Source organism: Oenococcus alcoholitolerans (genome assembly GCF_051852995.1).
In the GTDB taxonomy this organism is placed as follows: domain Bacteria; phylum Bacillota; class Bacilli; order Lactobacillales; family Lactobacillaceae; genus Oenococcus; species Oenococcus alcoholitolerans.
In genome coordinates this window covers 1528434-1548973 of record NZ_CP176042.1, presented here as the reverse complement: position 1 = coordinate 1548973, position 20540 = coordinate 1528434, and the positions used below count along the sequence as shown (strand labels likewise).

The 20540-nt window shown below is 39.5% G+C and carries 17 protein-coding genes and 1 other annotated feature; of the genes, 12 read left to right on the top strand and 5 right to left on the bottom strand.

Annotation, left to right across the window (positions count from 1 at the left end):
* The first annotated feature begins 21 nt into the window (after positions 1-21).
* Positions 22-933 carry a ribonucleoside hydrolase RihC gene (rihC, locus tag ACKP2L_RS08330; RefSeq protein WP_439425387.1) on the top strand — a complete coding sequence of 304 codons (912 nt, stop codon included), beginning with the start codon at positions 22-24 and terminating at the stop codon, positions 931-933.
* 21 nt (positions 934-954) lie between these two features.
* On the top strand, positions 955-2268 hold the full coding sequence (hflX, locus tag ACKP2L_RS08325; RefSeq protein WP_439425386.1) for a GTPase HflX: 1314 nt from the start codon (positions 955-957) through the stop codon (positions 2266-2268).
* Between the two features lie 315 nt (positions 2269-2583).
* Here the strand turns inward: hflX and ade are convergent, their stop codons facing one another.
* Positions 2584-4245 (bottom strand): adenine deaminase, encoded by a 1662-nt coding sequence (gene ade / locus ACKP2L_RS08320; RefSeq protein WP_439425385.1) that lies wholly within the window; start codon positions 4243-4245, stop codon positions 2584-2586.
* The gene (gene rpiA, locus ACKP2L_RS08315) at positions 4238-5002 is read right to left on the bottom strand and encodes a ribose-5-phosphate isomerase RpiA (RefSeq protein WP_439425384.1); all 765 of its coding nucleotides are present in this window, start codon (positions 5000-5002) and stop codon (positions 4238-4240) included. The genes ade and rpiA overlap by 8 nt, the downstream gene beginning before the upstream one ends.
* Before the next feature lie 73 nt (positions 5003-5075).
* Between rpiA and ACKP2L_RS08310 the strand changes: the two genes are divergently transcribed.
* The 6 genes from ACKP2L_RS08310 to aldA all read left to right on the top strand — a co-directional run bounded on the left by ACKP2L_RS08310 (position 5076) and on the right by aldA (position 14112).
* Entirely contained in the window at positions 5076-6089 is a 1014-nt protein-coding gene (locus ACKP2L_RS08310) for a ribose-phosphate diphosphokinase (RefSeq protein WP_439425383.1), read from the top strand.
* Between the two features lie 91 nt (positions 6090-6180).
* Positions 6181-6419, top strand: a binding site (T-box leader).
* Between the two features lie 209 nt (positions 6420-6628).
* Positions 6629-7444 (top strand): 2-keto-4-pentenoate hydratase, encoded by an 816-nt coding sequence (locus ACKP2L_RS08305; RefSeq protein ID WP_439425382.1) that lies wholly within the window; start codon positions 6629-6631, stop codon positions 7442-7444.
* 307 nt (positions 7445-7751) lie between these two features.
* Positions 7752-8969: a tryptophan synthase subunit beta gene (gene trpB / locus ACKP2L_RS08300; protein ID WP_439425381.1), complete on the top strand. Its 1218-nt coding sequence runs from the start codon at positions 7752-7754 to the stop codon at positions 8967-8969.
* 156 nt (positions 8970-9125) lie between these two features.
* Positions 9126-11348: an alpha-galactosidase gene (locus tag ACKP2L_RS08295; RefSeq protein WP_439425380.1), complete on the top strand. Its 2223-nt coding sequence runs from the start codon at positions 9126-9128 to the stop codon at positions 11346-11348.
* 147 nt (positions 11349-11495) lie between these two features.
* On the top strand, positions 11496-12617 hold the full coding sequence (locus ACKP2L_RS08290) for an NAD(P)-dependent alcohol dehydrogenase (protein WP_439425379.1): 1122 nt from the start codon (positions 11496-11498) through the stop codon (positions 12615-12617).
* 22 nt (positions 12618-12639) lie between these two features.
* A complete protein-coding gene (aldA, locus tag ACKP2L_RS08285) occupies positions 12640-14112 on the top strand; it encodes an aldehyde dehydrogenase (protein ID WP_439425378.1) in 1473 nt (490 codons plus the stop codon).
* A 106-nt stretch (positions 14113-14218) separates the two neighbouring features.
* Here aldA and ACKP2L_RS08280 read toward each other — a convergent pair whose 3' ends face one another.
* Positions 14219-14980 carry an SDR family oxidoreductase gene (locus tag ACKP2L_RS08280; RefSeq protein WP_439425377.1) on the bottom strand — a complete coding sequence of 254 codons (762 nt, stop codon included), beginning with the start codon at positions 14978-14980 and terminating at the stop codon, positions 14219-14221.
* Between the two features lie 178 nt (positions 14981-15158).
* On the opposite strand from ACKP2L_RS08280, the gene ACKP2L_RS08275 reads away from it, so the two are divergent.
* On the top strand, positions 15159-16328 hold the full coding sequence (locus ACKP2L_RS08275) for a pyridoxal phosphate-dependent aminotransferase (protein ID WP_439425376.1): 1170 nt from the start codon (positions 15159-15161) through the stop codon (positions 16326-16328).
* Between the two features lie 39 nt (positions 16329-16367).
* On the opposite strand, the gene ACKP2L_RS08270 is transcribed toward ACKP2L_RS08275, so the two are convergent.
* Together ACKP2L_RS08270 and ACKP2L_RS08265 are read right to left on the bottom strand one after the other, a co-directional pair.
* Positions 16368-16820, bottom strand: coding sequence for a GNAT family N-acetyltransferase (locus ACKP2L_RS08270; RefSeq protein WP_439425375.1), 453 nt, complete (start codon positions 16818-16820; stop codon positions 16368-16370).
* Complete coding sequence (locus ACKP2L_RS08265) at positions 16813-17772, bottom strand: nucleoside hydrolase (protein WP_439425374.1); 960 nt, start codon at positions 17770-17772, stop codon at positions 16813-16815. The genes ACKP2L_RS08270 and ACKP2L_RS08265 overlap by 8 nt, the downstream gene beginning before the upstream one ends.
* A 45-nt stretch (positions 17773-17817) precedes the next feature.
* On the opposite strand from ACKP2L_RS08265, the gene alr reads away from it, so the two are divergent.
* Genes alr through ACKP2L_RS08250 form a run of 3 tightly spaced genes read left to right on the top strand, consistent with a single transcriptional unit; the run spans position 17818 to position 20412 of the window.
* Positions 17818-18933 (top strand): alanine racemase, encoded by a 1116-nt coding sequence (gene alr, locus ACKP2L_RS08260; protein ID WP_439425373.1) that lies wholly within the window; start codon positions 17818-17820, stop codon positions 18931-18933.
* Positions 18933-19949 (top strand): NAD(P)/FAD-dependent oxidoreductase, encoded by a 1017-nt coding sequence (locus ACKP2L_RS08255; protein ID WP_439425372.1) that lies wholly within the window; start codon positions 18933-18935, stop codon positions 19947-19949. Before alr ends, ACKP2L_RS08255 begins: the two co-directional genes overlap by 1 nt.
* Positions 19942-20412 (top strand): GAF domain-containing protein, encoded by a 471-nt coding sequence (locus ACKP2L_RS08250; protein ID WP_439425371.1) that lies wholly within the window; start codon positions 19942-19944, stop codon positions 20410-20412. The genes ACKP2L_RS08255 and ACKP2L_RS08250 overlap by 8 nt, the downstream gene beginning before the upstream one ends.
* The last annotated feature ends 128 nt before the right edge of the window (positions 20413-20540 follow it).

Sequence of the window (20540 nt, the reverse complement as noted above, 5' to 3'; positions counted from 1 at the left end):
TTTCATTTATACTGAAATGGTATGAAAGTTATTATTGATTGTGATCCCGGTATCGATGATGCTATTGCATTATCAGTTTTGTTAAATGATCCTTTTTTCGACGTTAAATTAGTTACCACTGTTGCTGGTAACGTTTCCGTTAAAAAAACAACAAACAACGCCTTGAAAATTTCTGCTTTTTTCAAAAGTAATGTCCCAATTGCTGCTGGAGCAGCGGAGCCGCTGATTAAAAAACTAGAAGATGCTTCCAATATTCATGGCGAAAGCGGCATGGACGGTTATCATTTTACTGATAAAATTGGTTATCCGTTACCACAAACTGCTGTTGAGGCTTGGCATGATGTTTTGGCAAAAGAAGACCAGCCGATAACTTTGATTTTAACAGGATCATATACCAATTTTGCTTTATGGATACGTCAATATCCTGACGATATCTCTAAAATAAAACAAGTCGTGGCGATGGGTGGTGCCGTTAGAGAAGAAGGCAACATGACCAGTTCAGCCGAGTTTAACGTTTTTACCGATCCCGATGCGGCTGCGATCCTTTATGCTTCAAAAATACCTATTACAATGGTTGGCTTGGACGTTACTTTAAAGGCTATGGTTGATAATGATCAACTATTAAAATTTTCAAAAATAAATGAGTCTGGCAGAATGATTTCTTCTCTGATCAAGCATTATAATGATCATCATGTAGGCGGATGGCCGATCCATGATCTTAACACTGTTGCATATTTAAGGCATCCGGAATTTTATAATGGTAAAAACCTTTGGATCGATGTAGTTACCAGTGGTCCTGCTATTGGTGAAACGGTTGCTGATATTCGGGCTGCCTACCATAATGGACGGACTAATGCTTATGTTTTAGATAGTATCGATCTCGGTTCGTTTTTAAATTGGCTGACTAAAGAGATCCAGCAAATACCACGTTAATTACTAATATTGGAGTTATGTTTGACAACAAAAATCAACGAAACAAAACAAGCGGCTGTCAAGGCCGTCATAATAGCGGTCGAAAATCAACAAAATGAAGAAATTTTTGACTATAAAATCGAAGAAACGAAGCATCTTGCCGAAGCAAATAAAATAAAGATCGTTGGTAGTTTAAATCAAAAAATAAACCGAATAAATAGTGCAACTTATTTTGGCAAAGGCAAGATCCAACAGCTAAAAGAGCTTGTAGCTTCCTCAGATGCTGATCTCGTTATTTCTCAAGATGATTTAACTGCTACTCAAATTAGAAATATTGAAAAGGAATTAAGCGGTGATGTTCATGTCGTTGACCGGACAGCCGTTATTTTAGATATTTTTGCTGCTCGTGCCAAAACCAAAATAGCTAAACTTCAAGTACGATTGGCACAAAAACAGTATCAGCTGCCAAGGCTCCATACTTCTTTAGCTAAGGAGCTAGATCAACAAGCCGGTGCCGGCGGAGCGTCTTTTACCAGCCGTGGTTCTGGTGAAACAAAACTGGAACTTAATCGCAGAACGCTGGAAGCACAAATATCTCAAATAAAAAAAGAATTGAACGATCTGCTGGAAGCTGCATCGATTCAAAGCAAGCAGCGCCAGCGTTCAGGTCTTCGGCGAGTTGCTTTTGTTGGTTATACCAATGCAGGTAAATCTAGTTGGATGAATCAAATGATCAAACATTTTTCGGACAAGGTTGCTAGTAATGCTGACAAACAGGTTTTTGAGAAGAATATGCTTTTTGCTACTCTTGATTCGACCGTGAGGTCTATAAGACTAAGAAATAATCGCAGGTTTTTATTGTCCGATACAGTTGGTTTTGTTTCCGATCTGCCTCATGATTTGGTTGCTAGCTTTAAATCTACTTTGGATGAAGCAAAAAATGCCGATCTGCTGGTCCAGATCGTTGATATTTCTGACCCTAATTATCATGCAATGATCGATACTACAAAGGAAACTTTAGCTGAGATCGGTGCTGACCAAATACCAATGATCATGATTTTTAATAAAGCTGATTTAGCCGGCATTGAATATCCTCAACAAGAAGGAGAGAATTTGATCGCTAGTTCTTTTGATGAAAGGTCTGTTGAAGAATTTGCTAAAGTGATCGACCAAAAATTATTTGCTGATTTTAAAAAAGTCCGTTTATTGCTTCCTTTTGACCAAGGCGGCCTGCTGAATCGTTTGAGTAAGGAAAATGATATTCTTGAACAACGATTTACTGAAGCGGGAACTGAGATTATGGTCGAACTAGCTCCAGAACAATTACAGCGCTATAAAAGTTTTCTCAAAGCTTAACTGTAGCTTGCACAGTCTTTTTTGTGAACCTGCAACCGCTAAATATTAAGTACGATTGCTGACGATCAGGTCGATGAACTTTTTCCGTGATAATTACCGGCGTATTCAATAATTTTCTGTTTTTACACCAAAAGATAGTTTTTTAGATTTGTTTTGTGCCTTTTCTCTTTAACGAAGAGAGGGCTTTTATTTTTATATTTTGAAAAAACAATATATTACAAGAAAATAGAGCGAAAAACCATTTCTATCAGTTCAAAATAAACACTTGGGTAATTTACTTTTAACAAGCTTATTCAGATGAGTCTTTAAATATTTTTAACCATTTATATCTATAAAATCGAATTTATCGAAGTCAAATAAACCTTGGTCAGTGATCTTTAAACTAGGAATAACTGGTAAAGCCATAAATGATAAGGTCAAAAAGGGATCAAAATCGATTCCTTCAGAAATTCCCTTGAAAGCTTCTCTCATTGCCTTTTGCTTTTCGATCACGTGCTGATATGACTTATTTGACATTAATCCGCCGATTTCCAGAGGTAATTCTCTAGCAAAACCATTTTTGTCAACCAGCACTAAACCGCCGCCGATCCTTTTTAATCGATCATAGGCAACGATCATGGCCTTATCATCAACACCAGCGATTATCATGTTGTGGGAATCGTGCGCAATAGTAGATCCGATAGCTCCCTCTTTTAGATTGAAACCGTGAATGATACCTAATCCGTGTCCCAAGTCGTGGTATCTTTCTACAACGGTGATTTTGGCAAATTTTTCATCAGCGATAAAGTTGCCTTGATGATCACGTGCAACTTTTTCGACTGTATGTTTAGTCGTGATATGATGGGCTTCAATATTTATCACGTGGGCATGATCACTTTTAAGCGGTATCTTTAAATCTTCTATTTTTAAGCTAGCATTGATAGCCGGACTGGTAAAAGTCAAAACTTTGGAATTTAACTGGTCGACCCATTTGCCGTTAGTCATTACTTTTTCAGCTTTAAATTCATCAGGGTCTTTAGTTATTACTAAATCAGCGATAAAACCGTCAGCTAAAGCACCGACATTTTCTAAATGCTGGGCTTGGGCGGCGTTATAGCTTGCCATTGTAAAGGCTCTTTCAGATGGAATACCTTCTTTTATGGCTAAGTTGATATTGTGATCGATCGATCCTTCTTTTTCAATATCGATCGCTGATTTGTCATCAGTGCAAAAAGAAAAATACGATTGATTATTCTTTCTAACTACAGGAAGAATAGCTCTTTCATCTTGTTCAACGGTCCCCTGACGAATAAAAACTTTCATACCGGACTGGATCCTTTGTAATGCTTCTTTACCTGAAGTCGCTTCGTGATCTGTATCTATACCGACTGAGCGGTAAACGGCGAGCTGCTCTCTGCTTAAGCCGGCACCATGGCCGTCAGCATGTTTTCCAGCTGCTTGGGCATCGCGGATCTTTTCTAACATGTCTGGATCGCCATTTTCAACAGCTGGGAAATCCATTACCTCAGCAAGCCCATTCACTTCCGGAAATCCATAAAAAGGTTTTAAAGCATCAGCTGCTAAAACTGCACCTGCATGCTCAAAAGGGGCTGCCGGAACTGAACTAGGCAGCATATAGTGGATATGCAGCGGAGTGTTTCTGGCCTCCTCGATCATATAAAATAATCCGGAAACCCCTGCCACTGACCCGATTTCGTGCGGATCAGCAAATATTCTTGTGACCCCATGTTTCAATTCTAGCTTGGCCAGCTCTGATGGTGCTAGAAGCGAAGATTCAATATGTAGATGGGCATCTATCAAGCCGGGAATGATATATTGCCCCTTTGCATCAAACTCTTTTTCAGCTTTTAATTCGTTGGATTTACCGCGATAGTAGATTAGATTTTTATCTATCCATAATTCTGTTTTCTCGAATTTTTGATTGAATACATCTAATATTTGCGCATTATAAATGTGTAAAGAAACTTTTTTAATCATCTTGTTGGATATTATCACACAATGCTTGATCAAATTGACGGCTGTTGTCAGTAAAATTTACTCGATGTGGATTATTTATGACTTTCACGCCTTCTTTTTGTCCAACGATAACTTGGTCGACGATATCCAAAAACAATCCGTGTTCGACGACACCTACACTTCTGATCAAATAATCAGCCAGAGCTCTTGGATTTTTGATTGTTTGTAAATGGAGATCAATAATGTAATTTTTTGAATCTGTCAACACTGGTTGATTATCGACGTTGACGCGCAAGACTGGATTTAGTTGATCTTTTTGGAATTTTTTGAACAATTGGCTGCCGCCAAAAGGAGTTATTTCTACCGGTAAAGGAAAACTGCCGATCCGATCGGACAGCTTTGATCCATCGACGATCCAAACATTTCTTTTTGAATTAACAGCAACTATTTTTTCCCATAACAAAGCAGCACCGCCCCCCTTGATGCCGTTAAAATCTTTGTCGACTTGATCTGCACCGTCGATCGTCAGGTCTATTTTATCTATATTATTCAGATTAACTATTTTTATGCCCAAGGATTCGGCCTGTATCGCAGTTTGTTTTGAGGTCGTTGCAGCAATAAACGAAAGTTTGTCTTCTTTCACTCTTTTGCCTAATTGGTCGATCAGATATTTGACGGTCGAACCGGTACCTAATCCGATGATCATATCATTTTGAACTAGTTCGGCTGCCTTTAGGGCTGCCATTTTTTTAAAACGATTTTGTAAATTTTCGCTCATATGAACATTATAGGTAAACATTGGCTGGTTAGCTTACTTGCCTGATATACTGTTGTATAGAGGACAATATTTTATGATTGATGATTTACACCGTATGGTTTTGATCTCGCTATCTGCTAATCGTCCTTTAGCTGAAAAAATCAGTAAACGCCTTCACCACCCGCTTGAGGACGTTAACTTAGATCGATTTGCTGATGGTGAGATTCGTTTGAACATTAATAACTCTGTGCGTGGAGCAAATGTTTTTTTGATAGCTCCAACTTCATCTTCACCGCATGCGAGTGTTAATGATAATATTATGGAATTATTTATTGCTGTTGATGCCTTGCGCCGGGCTTCGGCTCATACGATTAATGTCGTGATGCCTTATTACGGCTATGCTCGTCAGGACCGTAAGGCTCGCAGCCGTGAATCGATCGCAGCAAGAGTTATAGCTGACGATCTAGAAAACGGCGGTGTTACAAGAGTTATCGCTTTTGACTTGCATGCATCACAGATCCAAGGATTCTTCGATATACCAGTCGACCATTTGACTGGTGCACCGATTTTAGCCGACTATCTTTTATCTAATCATCTTATCGATCCGGAAGACTCCGTCGTTGTTTCACCTGATCATGGCGGTGTTAGACGAGCACGCGAACTAAATCAGTTTCTTGGTTTGCCCGATTCCTATGCTGTCATCGATAAGCGGCGCCCGGTTAATAAAAAGAATACCGTTGAAGTTCTTAATCTGATCGGCAATGTCGAAAATAAAACGGCCATAATCATCGATGACATGATCGATACCGGTCATACTATCGTTCAAGGAGCAAAGCTGCTTCGTTCAAAGGGTGCAAAGAAGATCATTGTCGTTGCCAGCCATGCACTTTTTTCGGGGGATGCGCCAAAACTTTTACAGGAATCTGATTTTGATCATATCGTTGTGACTGATTCGATCGATATTCCTCAGTCGAAAAGATTTGATAAATTAGAGATCGTAAGTGCTGATGATCTTTTTGCCAAAGCGATCATTGCCGTCCAAGAAAACGGCAGCGTCAGTCCGCTATTTCAAAATAAGTATCATCGCGGCACAACTATCAACGATTAATGGTGTCAACTGTTGGTTGCGGAGATAAAAAATTCGTTTTTTTGTTGATTTTTTTCAAAAGAGTCGTTAGAATTTATGGCAATCGATAATAACAAAAGCGATGAAGGGAACTTCGATGCTGATTTAGGATCCAGAAAGCTGCTGGTTGATGAAAAGCAGATCCTGTCAGTTTAGAAAATCATCCCTGAGCTGCAATTCGAAAAATGATTTTGATTAGAATTGGCCGGCAGTGTCCGTTATCACATCAGCGTATCGCTTCGGCCGTACGTTTGAGGCAGCATCAGCAATGGTGTTGTAAATTAAGGTGGTACCGCGTTAAACGCCCTTAACTGTGTAATTTTATGCAGTTAAGGGCGTTTTTTGTTATTCCGATAATTTTTTAAAAGGTGGTGAGGCATATGGGATCTAGTATTCCAGGACAAATTAGCAGCGAAGATAAAAATAAAAGCGACATTAGAATCATTATTTTAGAACAAATAGATAACACACATATGTCTCTCATCTCGAGCAGACATAGTTAAAAAAATTAGGAGAAAATTATGGCTGAAGAAGTAAAAAATTATAAAGGATTAACTGAAAAGGAATCAATGCTGGCAGATGCTCTTTTTAAAGCATATAAAGATCATCAGGCACTTGATAAAAAGGATTTTGATGGTTTGCTCGATAATGACGCATCTGCATACCGTGTTCAAAGACAGCTGACTGATCTCAAAGATCAACGAGTTGGCGGCTATAAAGTTTCACTGACCAGCGAAGAAACACAAAAAATGTTTTCAGCTGATTCGCCTTTGTATGGGGCTCAAGTTGAAAGCCATTTCTTGCCGTCGCCAACTGAAATGAGATCCGATAGTTTTATGGATGCCCTGGTTGAAGTCGAAATGCTTTTTACAGCAAAAGAAGATCTGTCATCATCAGACAGCCTAGAAGATCTTATGCATAAAACCAAGGTAGCCGCTGCTATGGAACTGCCTGATTCTCGTTTTTCAAATTGGTTTCCCAGCTTATCTAAGTATATGGTGATGGCTGATGCTGCTGTTGGCGGGTATGTTTTATTTGGTCAGGAAGTTGATACTGATAAGCTTTTTGATCGGCCGGAACAATTGGCAGAGGTTCGATGCGATCTTTTCTGCAACGGCAAACATCTAAAAGAAGGAACATCTGCGGAAGTTCTCGGCAACCCGCTTAATTCATTGCACTGGTTGGCAGGTAAATTAGAGGAGCAGGGAAACAAACTCCGTGCCGGACAAAGAGTTTCAAGCGGGACCTTTCTTCTTCCCGAACATCTTTCTGCCGGAAACTGGCGGGCAGCTTTTGATCATGGTTTGGGTTCTGTATTATTGAATTTAGAAAAATAATAAAAAATATTGACAAAAACCGTTTTTTGTTTCAGAATGATTTCATATTTCAAGGAAAGGAAGTAATGATTGTGAAAATAAATCGTTGGCAAAGCTGGCATAACTGCAAGTAAGTTTATCCGATTTCCGGCTGGACTTGCTTTTATCGTAAAGAGAGTCTATGCCGGCACGATCATTCTTTAATAAATAAAGTAAATAATCATTTAGATCGCCGCATAGTATTTTATTTAAAGTTACTATGCGGCTTTTTTTATTAAATTTTGAACATCAGCCCTTAGACTCGAATCTAAAAAAAGAGGGTATAAAAATGGCTGAAGAAAAAATTTTTGAAAAGACAAATAATAAAAAAGAAGAATTTTTTGGTGAATACGGTGGGCAATACGTGCCTGAAAAAGTTAAAAAGGCGTTGAATCAGTTGGCTGATGTTTATCTTAAATATAAAGATGATAAAGATTTTCGTTCAGAATTAGCTCATTATTTAAAAGATTATTCAGGAAGAGAAACGCCGCTTTATTTTGCCGAATCGCTAACAAAGTATTTAAAAGGCGCAAAAATATATCTAAAAAGAGAAGATCTTAATCATTTGGGAGCTCACAAATTAAATAATGTTTTAGGACAGATCCTGATTGCCAAGCGGATGGGCAAAAAAAGAGTCGTTGCTGAAACCGGTGCTGGTCAGCACGGAGTCGCCACAGCTGCAGCAGCGGCAAAATTTTCGATGAGTTGTGATATTTTCATGGGTGCTGAAGATGTCCGCAGACAAAAACTGAATGTTTTTAGAATGGAAATGATGGGTGCGAAGGTACATTCTGTGACAGATGGAACGGCAACACTGAAGAATGCTGTTGATTCAGCTCTTGGTTATTATGCAGAACATTTGGATGATACTTTTTATGTTCTGGGATCAGCAGTTGGTCCTTATCCTTACCCAATGATGGTAAAGGATTTTCAAAGTGTCATCGGCAAGGAAGCACGCCGGCAAATTTTAGAAAAAGAGGGACGTTTGCCGCAAGCGATCATTGCTTGTGTTGGCGGCGGATCAAACGCTATTGGAATCTTTTCAGAATTCATTGATGACAAACAAGTTCAATTGATAGGCGCCGAGGCTGCCGGTCAAGGAGTAGATACTGATAAAACTGCGGCTACACTGACTAAAGGACGTCCTGGCGTTTCCGATGGTATGTATTCATATGTTTTGCAAGATAAAAACAATAACGTTCTGCCTGCTTACTCGATCTCTGCCGGTTTGGACTACCCTGGTGTCGGTCCTGAACATTCCTTTTTAAAAGATTCCGGCCGAGCCCGGTATTATGCGATCACTGATCAAGAAGCGATCGATGCCTTTTTGCTTTTATCGAAAACAGAAGGGATCATTCCTGCTCTAGAAAGCTCACACGCTGTTGCTCAGGCTGTTAAAATGGCACCGAAGATGTCTAGCGATCAAGTTATCATTGTCAATCTGTCTGGTCGAGGAGACAAAGATGTTGCCTCGGTCGCCGGTTATGTCAATGCAAAAAATAGATAAATTTTTACTGATAAATTGCTGATAAATTAGTAAAATATTGAATTTTTTACTAAAATAAAATACAATGATTTTATTAGGTAAAGCGCTTTCTTTATTTTGGAGATAAGCTTTGAATCTGCTTTTGCCTTTTGATCAATTGAATTTTAGGAGATATCGATGGCAGTTATTATCAGTCAAGATGAAAAAGTTTTTCATTTGCAAACTGACGAAGTCAGCTACGTTTTCCAAGTTATGGAAAATGGGGAATTGGAACAGATTTATTTTGGTAAGAGGGTCCATTCAAAAGAGGCATACCGAAATTTGACGACCAAAGAACGGCGTGAAGCTATGGTTGCTTGGCGCACTGATCGTGATTATTTTCAACCCGATAATATCAAACAAGAGTATTCCAGTTTTGGAAAGGGAGATTTTCGCGAACCGGCTTATCAAGTAGAGCAGGAAAACGGCAGTCGAATAACTGAACTTAAATATCAGAGCTATCGGCTTGCAAAGGGCAAAAAGAGACTGTCGGAATTGCCATCGGCCTTTGCGGAAAATGATGATGTTGAAACTTTAGAAATAACACTTTTGGACAAGCTGATCGGTTTGCAGGTAGTTTTGAAATACAGTGTTTTTCCGCATCAGAATGTTATTGTCAGAAGTACTGAGTTTTCTAACCAAGGCGATGAAAAATTAAATATCTTGCGCGCTTTGAGCAGCCAAATCGACTTGCCCGACAGCAACTATGATTTTATTTCTTTTGCTGGTTCTTGGGCTCGCGAACGTCATGAAGTTATTAGAAGGATCAAGTCGGGGATCCAATCGATCAGCAGTCTCCGAACAGCATCGAGTCATCAGCAAAATCCATTTATTTTGTTAGCGCGTCCTGAAACGACTGAAGACGATGGTGATGTTTTCGCCTTTAATTTGATTTATTCCGGTAATTTCCTTGATCAGGTAGAAGTCAGCCAATATGATACCAGCCGAGTTTTGGTCGGAATAAATCCTGAAGAGTTCTCTTGGCATTTGGATCCAAGCACATCCTTTCAAACACCAGAAGCTGTTTTAAGTTTTTCCGACCATGGCAAAAATAAAATCAGTCAGCAATTAGCTGATTTTTATCAAAATCATTTAATAAATCAACGATTTGCAAAGCAGCAGCGCCCCGTCTTGGTGAATAATTGGGAAGCTACTTATTTTGATTTCGATGAAAAAAAGTTACTAGCGATCGCTGAAAAGGCCGCTGAACTTGGTATTGAGTTATTCGTTTTAGATGATGGCTGGTTCGGTCATCGTGATGACGATACTACTTCTTTGGGTGATTGGTTCGTTGATAAAAATAAGCTGCCGGACGGCCTAAGTCATTTATCTGAAAAAGTTCATGACCTCGGCCTGAAATTTGGTTTGTGGTTTGAACCGGAAATGGTTTCTTTTGATAGTGACCTTTATCGTAATCATCCAGACTGGATGATATCAGCTCCAAAAAGAATACCTACTCCCGGGCGTAATCAATTCGTACTTGATTTTAGTCGTGATGATGTCGTTGAATATATTTTCGCTCTGATGTCAGATCGGATCAAAGAATCCAAACTTGATTATATAAAGTGGGATATGAACCGCTATATCACTGATGCCTTCAGTAATCAGCTCCCTGATAGTGACCAAAAAGAGTTAGCTCATCGCTATATTTTAGGAGTTTATAAATTGTATCAGCGCCTGATAGATGCTTTCCCGAATGTTTTGTTTGAGTCTTGTGCTTCAGGAGGCGGTCGTTTTGATCTTGGACTAATGTACTACGCACCACAGGCTTGGACTAGTGATGATACTGACGCCTTAGAGAGGATATATATTCAATTTGGAACGAGTTATGGATATCCTCTTTCGACGATGGGAGCACATGTTTCAGCAGTTCCTAATTATCAGACTGGTCGTTTGACATCATTTAAAACTCGCGGGGACGTTGCTTTCTTTGGCGATCTTGGTTATGAACTAGATATAACTCAACTTTCAGACAAAGAACAATTGCAAATGAAGGATCAAATCACCTTTTACAAAAAGAATCGTGAACTTTTCCAATTTGGTAAATTCTATCGTATCGAAAGTCCTTTTTCTGGTGATGGGAACGTTGCCATTTGGGAAGTTGTTAGTAAAGATCAAAAACAGGCGATCGCTGCCCGCTATCAAATTTTAAATAAGCCTAATCCTGCCTATCTGCGAATTTATTTTAAAGGATTAAATCCAAACTTAAAATATCGAATAAATGATAGTGAAGAAATATTCTATGGGGATGAATTGATGAATGCGGGTTATTTTGTTCATCAGATATTGAATATCAATAATCCGATCAGCGGATCAGCGGATTTTAGTTCTCGCTTGTTCGTTGCTCAAGCAGTTGAATAAACTATGATGAACAGTCGGTAAATCGACTGTTTTTTTATTTTCTCTTGATTTGTGAAAAAATTTACTTACTATAGGGGGTGAAAGCGATTACGTTAAAGCTATTTATCGTTATGCAATCGCTCGGTTCAGTAAAAGGAGATAGATTTTATGAAAATAAAGGCAGCAGTCGTTGATAAAAAAGGCGATTCATTTAAAATTCGCGATGATATAGAATTAGCTCCAATGCAAGCTGATGATCTTCGGATCCATATGGTAGCCAGCGGTATATGCCATTCTGATGAGGCTTTGCGTAAAGGCGTTGCTGAAATTGGTTATCCAATTATTTTGGGACATGAAGGCTCGGGTATCGTTGAAGAAATAGGCCCGGAAGTAAAGAATTTTAAGGTAGGCGATCATGTAGTTCTATCGTTTTATGGTTGCGGAAACTGTGTTAATTGTTTAAGAGGGGTTCCGACCCAATGTTTGAATTATGCCGCTAATAATCTTTCGGGCGTTCGACCTGATGGAAGTGCACATTTTACGGAGGACGGTCATAAAGTTGCTGATATGTTTGACCAATCTTCATTTACGACTACGACAATCGTACGCGAGCGTAATGCGGTCAAAGTTCCAAAAGATATCGATTTAAGAAAATTAGGTCCATTAGGCTGCGGTTATGTTACTGGAAGCGGTACTGTTTTTAATAATTTGAAACCGCAGCCGGGGCAGACGATTGCAGTATTTGGTACTGGTGCTGTTGGTCTGGCTGCTATGATGGCTGGAAAGATATCAGGATGCACGAAAGTTATTGCTGTGGACATAGTTGAGTCTCGTTTGAAACTTGCTAAAGAGCTTGGTGCTACTGATTCAATAAACAGCAAGACCGCTGATACAGTGGAAACGATTAAAAAATTAACTGATGGTCATGGTGTTGATTATGCCGTTGATACAACCGGTGTTAAATCGGTTATGGAAGATTCTATAAAAGCATTGGCACAAGGCGGAACGACCGCAACGATAGCAGTAACTAATAATCATGTTGATTTGGATACTTGGAATGACTTGTGTGTCAGCGATCGTAAGATCGTCGGTGTCAATATGGGTGATTCGATACCGCAGATCGATATTCCTCGTTTGATAGATTTTTATAAATTGGGAATGTTTGATTTTGATAAAACAGAAAAATTTTATGATTTTTCCGACATCAACCAAGCTAATGCCGATTCTGTAAATGGAAAAACTATTAAACCTATTTTAGTTATTGATAAAAAGTACGAACCTGGAAACTAAGTTTTCGGATAATAAAGGAGATATGATGTCTATTTCTACTAAATTAAATCATTACAAAATGTATATTAATGGTGAATTCAAAGATTCTAAATCCGGAGAAAACATAACGGTTATCGACCCTTCAAGCGGCGACAAAATATCGACAGTTCCTAAAGCAACTAGAGAAGAAGCAAGAGAAGCGATCGATGCTGCCTATGAAGCTGAGAAAACTTGGAAAAAAGTTCCTGCTGCAAAACGTGGATCTTATTTGCATGCTTGTGCTGAAGAAATACGTAAAGATAAAAATCATTTGATCCAAATGTTGCAAGAAGAGCAAGGAAAAATAAAATCTTTAGCAACAACTGAAATTTTGTTCAGTGCTGATTATTTTGATTATATGGCCAGTGCGGCACGGACTTATGAAGGCGAGATCCTTCAGTCTGATAATCCTAATGAAAATATCATGATCGCAAAACAGCCAATTGGTGTTGCGGCTGGGATCCTTCCTTGGAATTTTCCATTTTTCTTGATCGCACGTAAGATGGGTCCAGCTTTGGTTACTGGCAACACTATCGTTATGAAACCAAGTTCTGATACGCCTAATCTTGCACTGGAATTTGCAAAAATAGTTGATAAAGTAGGTATTCCTAAGGGAGTTGTTAATTTTGTTACTGGTCCGGGTTCTGAAATTGGTGATGAATTATCTAAGAATAAAAAGATCGGAATAATTAGTTTAACAGGCTCAGTCGGATCTGGCAAAAAGGTGATGGCCGCGGCAGCCGGTCATATGGCTAAAGTTTCTTTGGAACTTGGCGGCAAAGCTCCAGCTATTGTTTGCAGCGATGCTGATATTGATTTGGCTGTTCAATCTATAATTGACTCACGTGTTGATAATAATGGACAGCTTTGCAACAACTGCGAACGTATTTACGTGCAGAAACAGATAGCTGATGAATTTATTAAAAAATTATCAGATAAAATGTCCAAAATCACCGTTGGAAATCCAACAAAAGGCGATGTTGGCATGGGACCCTTAATAAATCAAGCTGCTTTGGATAAAGTTGCCGGGATGGTCGATCGAGCTGTCAAAGCAGGCGGCCGGATCACAGCTGGAGGTCATAAGCTGAGCATAGAAAACGGATTTTACTTCGAACCGACCGTTATAACCAACGTTAAGCAGGATTCAGAAATCGTTCAAGACGAAATTTTTGGTCCAGTTCTTCCTGTTTTAACTTTTGATACTCTTGATCAGGCGATCGATATGGCAAATGACAGTGATTTTGGTTTGACTTCGTCGATTTTCACATCCAATCTGGATAATGCTGCTCGTGCGGCAAATGAGCTTGAAGACGGTGAAACTTATATTAATAGATTTAATTTTGAAGCTATGAATGGATCACATTCCGGATGGAAAGAATCCGGAATTGGCGGAGATGATGGAAAACACGGTATTGAAGAATTCTTAAATACTCATGTTATTTATCTTCAGGGACATCCTGAAATGGCTAAAGGATAAAAAGTTCCGAGAATTTGATAAAACAGCAGGTTTTTACCCGCTGTTTTTTATTAAACAAAATAAAAAGGACGGTCATAACCGTCTTTTTTTATTCCTTTAATTTTTATTATTGAGCTGTGTATCCGCCATCGACCGTAAACTCAGCGCCAGTTGCGAATTTAGATTCTTCAGAACCAAGATAAACAGCTAGCCAGCCAATGTCATCTGGAACACCGACATGGCCCATTGGTGTTTTGGTACGCTGGCTCATCATCTCTTCGGCCCCTTGAATCTTATCGACCAAGGGTGTTTTTATATAACCCGGATGGATCGTGTTGATACGAAGGTTATAATCCTGATTGGCACAATAAATAGCAGCAGATTTGCTCATGATCCTAAGAGCACCCTTAGTTGCGTTGTAGGCAAATAAGTTGGGATCACCGACCAGACCTTCGATACTGGACATATTAATGATCGAAGCATCTCCGCTTTGGGGATTTTTCATATTGATAACGCCGTAATGAGTACCCAAGTAAACACCATCGAGGTTAACATCCATCGTTTGGCGCCATTGAGCATAATCAGTATTTTCAACGTTTCCGGGAACACCAATACCAGCATTATTAACAAGGATATCGACTTTGCCAAACTCAGCGATCGTATCTGCGAATAATTTTTTCCAACCTTCTTCATCGGCGGCATCGTGTACGACAAATTTAGCATTCTTAGGGCTGCCAAGGTCCTGATAGGCCTTCTTGCCGACGTTCTCTCTTCGACCGGTGAAAACAACTTTGGCGCCTTCTTTTAAATAAAGATCTACTATCGATAAACCGATTCCCAAGGTTCCACCGGTTACGATCGCGACCTTTCCTTTTAGACGATCAACCATTTCTAGTTCCTCCGCAATATGTTGTTATTTTTTTCACATACTGATTATCTCATATTCTAAATTATAAGGGAAGCACTTTCATAAGTAATTTGTTCAAATTTTATCAATTTCGTGTCAAAAATATACTTATAAATTAAAATAGCTTTAAAGGTTAATTGCTGTTTGGAGGGAATAAATATTGAAATTTAATGAATCTGATGTACTTCAAAGTTTGCCGAAACAATTTTTTGCTGATCTGGTCAAAAAGGTCAGCGCGAAAATCGCCACAGGAGCGGATGTTATCAACCTAGGACAGGGAAATCCTGACCAGCCGACTCCTGATTTTATCGTTGAAGCGATGCAAAAAGCGACTGCTGACCCGGCAAATCATAAATATTCTCAATTTCGCGGCGACCCAAAGCTGCGTCAGGCAGCAGCTGATTTTTACAAGCGCGAATATGGAGTTGATCTCGATCCGGATAAAGAAGTCGCTATTTTAGGCGGTTCAAAAATAGGCCTAGTTGAATTGCCTTTTGCCATCCTTGACCCGGGCGACACCATGATATTGCCCGATCCCGGTTATCCTGATTATTTGTCAGGTGTAGCCTTAGCAAAAGTTAAGATGGAAAAAATAAAATTGAATAAGGAAAATGGTTTTTTGCCCGATTATGCTTCTTTAGATCCGGAAGTCGTTAAAAAGGCCAAACTTATTTATCTGAATTACCCTAATAATCCGACCGGTGCAGTTGCGAGCCCTGATTTCTTTGCAAGAACAGTTAAGTTTGCTCGTGATAATAACATTGCCGTTTGCCAAGATTTCGCTTATGGGGCGATCGGATTTGATGGTAAAAAACCGATCAGTTTTCTCCAGACACCGGGAGCTAAAGAAGTCGGCATCGAAATGTATACTTTTTCTAAAACTTATAATATGGCTGGCTGGCGAGTTGGTTTTGCAGTTGGAAATGCCGATATGATCAAAGCTATTAATTTGATACAAGACCATTTGTTCGTTAGTATTTTTCCAGCTATCCAAAAAGCAGCTATTGCCGCTTTGAACAGTGACCAAAGCAGTGTTCGAAAACTAGTTGCTTTGTATGAAAAGCGGCGCAATCAATTTTTTGCTGCTGCAAGGAAGATCGGTTGGGAACCATATCCGTCCGGCGGCTCGTTTTATGCTTGGATGCCGGTTCCTAAGGGTTATACCAGCCAATCATTTTCTGATTTATTATTAGATAAAGCGGCTGTTGCCGTGGCCCCGGGAAATGGCTTTGGCAGCGCTGGCGAAGGCTTTGTCAGGATCGGGTTATTGATAGATGAACCAAGATTTACTGAAGCCTGCCAACGAATAGCAAAACTAAATTTGTTTTGATGGCATTTAAAAAACAGCTGCTAACAAGCAGTTGTTTTTTTAGTTTATTTTCTTGAACATTTTTCGGTGTTGGATACCAGCGTCTAAAAATACGGTACCTTTTGGTTTGAAGCCGGCTTTTTCATAGAGCGGCAATGCTTGGATCTGCGAGTCTAAATGAAGTTCGCTGATTTTATTTTCTGAGGCTATCTTTTCGATCTGATACAGGATTTTTAACGCAAAACCTCGGCGGCGCTGTTTTTTTACAACGGCAACACGGCCTATGTGCCAAGCATTTTTTTCTTCTTGGTAAACTCTTGCTGTAGCTGCAGGCGACCAATCATCTATATAGCCGACGAAGTGAATGCACTTATCATCTAATCTATCCAGCTCGTCTTCCGGACTTATTTTTTGTTCTTCGATAAAAACTTCGTGCCTTATCTTCAAAGCATCGAGGGCGATTTTTCCTTGTCCTTTTTGAGATGCAACGACCAATATATCTTTGTTATGCATGAGCTAATATTTCGTCGATCCTATCCATAAAATGTTTTGTAAAACGCGGTGCATTAACGTTTACTGCTGCCTTAGTATCTGTTGGAAGACGAAGCTTTTTTTCATCGCCAATGATCCGGCCATAGTCTTTTGTATGGTCATAAACTGTTTTCAGCGCCAAACTTATATAGGTAGCATAACTTGGATCTATTGCTAAGCCGACAGCTAGAGGGTCGTGAATGGCAGCGCCTTGTTTGTCGATATCTAGATCGTAATAAGCTTTTATATAATAGTCGAGCATTTCAGCATATAAAATCGCAGCTTTGCTGCCGATGTTCCTCCATTGGCGGCTTTCTTTGTAAGTAAGAAGGGTCCTTAAAGTAACATCTAGTCCGACCATTGTCAGATTAGGAATATTTTTGCATACGATATCAGCGGCTAAAGGATCTTGGTTTATATTTGCTTCCGAAAAACTAGTAACGTTACCAGGAACTGTTAAAGCACCGCCCATAAAAGTCGTATTACCTATTTTCTTAATGGCAGCCGGATCTTTTTTAAAAGCTTTTGCTAAATTTGTCAGCGGACCGGTTGGTACTAAGATCAGATTTTCGGCGTACTCATTTGCTGAATCGATAAGAAAGTCTACCCCGTTTTTCGTTTGGACAGACTGTGTTGATTTTTCTATTTTTATGTCGCCGATGCCATTCTGGCCATGGATCTGCTTGGAGACCTCCATTGTTTCAAAACTCTTTGCTTCAAGTGATTTTCTTTCCCCTATGTAGACAGGAATATCCTTGTGACCCAATAATGAAAGCAGATCAAGCGTATTTTGAGCTGCGATCTCGACTTGAGTGTTTCCATAAGAAGCAATGACACCAATAAGATCAGCTTTTTTTTGCGATAAAGCATAAGCTAATGCCAATGCATCATCGATACCAGTATCTAAATCAAGAATTAATTTTTTAATTGCCATAAAACCCCCGTTAAAAAAGACTCACTCCATTATATAATTGCATGTATGGTAGAAGCTATTCACCGCCCGACTGTTTTGGAAATATCTAAATCAGCGCTGGCTTATAATATAAAGTATACAAAAGAAGTGTCAAAGGCCGATCTGCTGTGGCTGGCTGTTAAATCAAATGCTTATGGTCATGGATTGATACCAATTTCTAAAATAGCTAAGCAATGCGGAGCAGATGGGTTGGCAGTTGCTGTTTTAGATGAAGGTCTAGCCATCAGGGAAGCAGGTATCAAGGATCTGGTCCTAATATTAGGACCGATCGAAAGTCAGTATGCCAAAATCGCAGCTGAGAATGGTTTTTTGACTACCGTTGCCTCCCTTGATTGGTTAAAAGAGGCTGATAAGGTTCTTGGCAACCGGAAACTTTTTGTTAACTTAGCAGTAGATACTGGCATGAACAGGATCGGTGTCAGGAGCAGAGCTGATCTAAAAGCTGAAATAGATTTTATCGATCAACACCAGGACCATTTTTCATATGACGGTATTTTTACACATTTTGCCAGTTCCGATACCCCTGATGATAGTTATTTTCAAAGGCAAAGAAATCGTTGGTATCAATTGACAAAAGACATGCCCATGCCAAAATTCGTGCATACTTTAAATTCTGGTGCAGCCATGTATCATAGCCAAGAACTTCCAGGAGCCAATCGTATCGCTAGAGTTGGAACTGTCGCATATGGGGTGGAACCTTCTGAAGGAGAAATGGGACCGATCGACAAATTAAAACCGATATTCACTCTTAAGTCCAAGCTGAGTTTTGTGAAAAACATTCCTGCTGGTGAAGGTATCAGTTACGGATCAAAGTATTTTACCGAAAAAGAATCATGGATCGGTACTATTCCGATCGGTTATGGTGATGGCTGGATGGCCCAATACCAAGATTTTGGTCTTTTGATCGATGGAAAACGTTATCGCCAAGTTGGTCAAATAGCTATGGACCAAATGATGGTTTTGCTTGATCGGCCGTATCCGGTCGGTACGGAAGTGGTCTTGCTTGGAAAAAGCAAGGAACAAGAAAATACGGTCTATGATCTTCACAAACTTTCAGGAACACCTCCTTGGAAGATCACGACTGCTTTTACAGATAGAATAAAGAGGGTGATCGTTAACTAATGGATAATGAATTGTTTGATATCATTATAATCGGCGGCGGGCCGGCCGGAATGTTTGCCCAGTATTATGCTGGGCTGCGTGAATTAAAAACAGCATTGATCGAAGCGACTCCGCGTTTTGGCGGACAAGTATCTGCCTTATATCCAGAAAAAAAGATCCTTGATCTGCCTACTTTTATAAATATAACCGGACGTGATCTGATCGATAAATTAGCCAAACAGAGCCAATTGGTCGACAGCAAGAGTTTCTTTAATTCGCAAGTTACTGATCTTCAAAAAAAAGATGATTTATTTGAAATCGAGATAAATCATCACGCTTATTTAAGATCTAAGTCGGTGGTAGTTGCGACCGGCAGCGGTTCTTTTTCACCGCGAAGAGTTAGTGTACCTGGTTCCGATAATGCAGAACAAGGCGGCAGACTGCGTTATCTTCTGCCTGATTTTAAAAATTGTCGAGAAAAAAGTTTTGCCGTTGTCGGCGGCGGAAATACAGCAGTAGATTATGCTAATGAACTTATCGATCATGGCAAAAAAGTTTCTTTGATTCATCGTCGTGAAAATTTTCGTGCGCTGGAATCATCAGTTTCAAAATTAGAGAATAGCGAGCTGGTATCTTTTTATTTGCCAAAAAGGATCGCGTCTTTGGACCAGCAAAGCGATGGCATTTCGATCGAACTTGAGGATCTGAAAGATCAAAATATTGAGAAGATCAAAGTAGATCAGTTGATCGGCGGATATGGTTTCACTGCTTCTTCGGCGATCATCGATGCTTGGAGTCTTTCGGCAAAAAAATATCGTTATCGTTTTGCGACTGATAGCAAACAGATGTCTTCTGTACCGGGTTTGTTTGTAATCGGAGACGCTAGCGCCTATCCGGGCAAAGCTGATTTGATCGCTACTGGTTTTGGTGAAGCACCAACGGCTATCAATTCAGCGGTCGAATATTTCGATCCTGACCGCGGCGGTCCGCAGCATTCAACTAGTCTTGATCCTAAGAAGGTGTTTACAGATGACTAAAAATAATATAGAAGCTGATCAATTATTATCACAGATTTTTTTGGCTGCACATGAAAAAGAAACTGATAGGATCGCTAATTTGGCCAATGCATCAGCTGTTTTGAAACAGTTTGTTAATGATATAAATTGGGCTGGTTTTTACCTGTTCGATCGCCAAAGCGGTCAGTTAGTCCTAGGGCCCTTCCAGGGGTTACCGGCTACTTCTCGTATCGACTTGGATAAAGGCGTAGTCGGCAAGGGATTTTCCACACAAAAGACCGTTTTCGTCGATGATGTTAATAATTTTTCTGGTCATATCGTCTGCGATCCGGCTTCCAGATCTGAAATAGTTATTCCTTTGACAAAAACTGATGGTCAAAAAATTGGTGTTTTGGATATCGATGCACCGATCACAGCTCGTTTCGATGAACAAACACGAGCTGACTTGGAAGCTTTTGCCAAATTATTGCTTGATTATATTTAATAGAAACATCCTTAATTCGGGGATGTTTTTTTGATTATTTTTCTTTCTATTAATTTATTGGGAATGAAAATATCTAAAAATTAGAGTATTACTATTATTATATTGAGTTAATTAGGTTTTTTAATTTA

What these genes read in the sequence shown, in the direction of transcription:
- rihC (WP_439425387.1), top strand. Translation starts at nt 22, where the DNA reads ATGAAAGTTATTATTGATTGTGATCCCGGTATCGATGATGCTATTGCA.
- ade (WP_439425385.1), bottom strand. Translation starts at nt 4,245, where the DNA reads ATGATTAAAAAAGTTTCTTTACACATTTATAATGCGCAAATATTAGAT.
- rpiA (WP_439425384.1), bottom strand. Translation starts at nt 5,002, where the DNA reads ATGAGCGAAAATTTACAAAATCGTTTTAAAAAAATGGCAGCCCTAAAG.
- ACKP2L_RS08310 (WP_439425383.1), top strand. Translation starts at nt 5,076, where the DNA reads ATGATTGATGATTTACACCGTATGGTTTTGATCTCGCTATCTGCTAAT.
- ACKP2L_RS08305 (WP_439425382.1), top strand. Translation starts at nt 6,629, where the DNA reads ATGGCTGAAGAAGTAAAAAATTATAAAGGATTAACTGAAAAGGAATCA.
- trpB (WP_439425381.1), top strand. Translation starts at nt 7,752, where the DNA reads ATGGCTGAAGAAAAAATTTTTGAAAAGACAAATAATAAAAAAGAAGAA.
- ACKP2L_RS08295 (WP_439425380.1), top strand. Translation starts at nt 9,126, where the DNA reads ATGGCAGTTATTATCAGTCAAGATGAAAAAGTTTTTCATTTGCAAACT.
- ACKP2L_RS08290 (WP_439425379.1), top strand. Translation starts at nt 11,496, where the DNA reads ATGAAAATAAAGGCAGCAGTCGTTGATAAAAAAGGCGATTCATTTAAA.
- aldA (WP_439425378.1), top strand. Translation starts at nt 12,640, where the DNA reads ATGATGTCTATTTCTACTAAATTAAATCATTACAAAATGTATATTAAT.
- ACKP2L_RS08280 (WP_439425377.1), bottom strand. Translation starts at nt 14,980, where the DNA reads ATGGTTGATCGTCTAAAAGGAAAGGTCGCGATCGTAACCGGTGGAACC.
- ACKP2L_RS08270 (WP_439425375.1), bottom strand. Translation starts at nt 16,820, where the DNA reads ATGCATAACAAAGATATATTGGTCGTTGCATCTCAAAAAGGACAAGGA.
- ACKP2L_RS08265 (WP_439425374.1), bottom strand. Translation starts at nt 17,772, where the DNA reads ATGGCAATTAAAAAATTAATTCTTGATTTAGATACTGGTATCGATGAT.
- alr (WP_439425373.1), top strand. Translation starts at nt 17,818, where the DNA reads ATGGTAGAAGCTATTCACCGCCCGACTGTTTTGGAAATATCTAAATCA.
- ACKP2L_RS08255 (WP_439425372.1), top strand. Translation starts at nt 18,933, where the DNA reads ATGGATAATGAATTGTTTGATATCATTATAATCGGCGGCGGGCCGGCC.
- ACKP2L_RS08250 (WP_439425371.1), top strand. Translation starts at nt 19,942, where the DNA reads ATGACTAAAAATAATATAGAAGCTGATCAATTATTATCACAGATTTTT.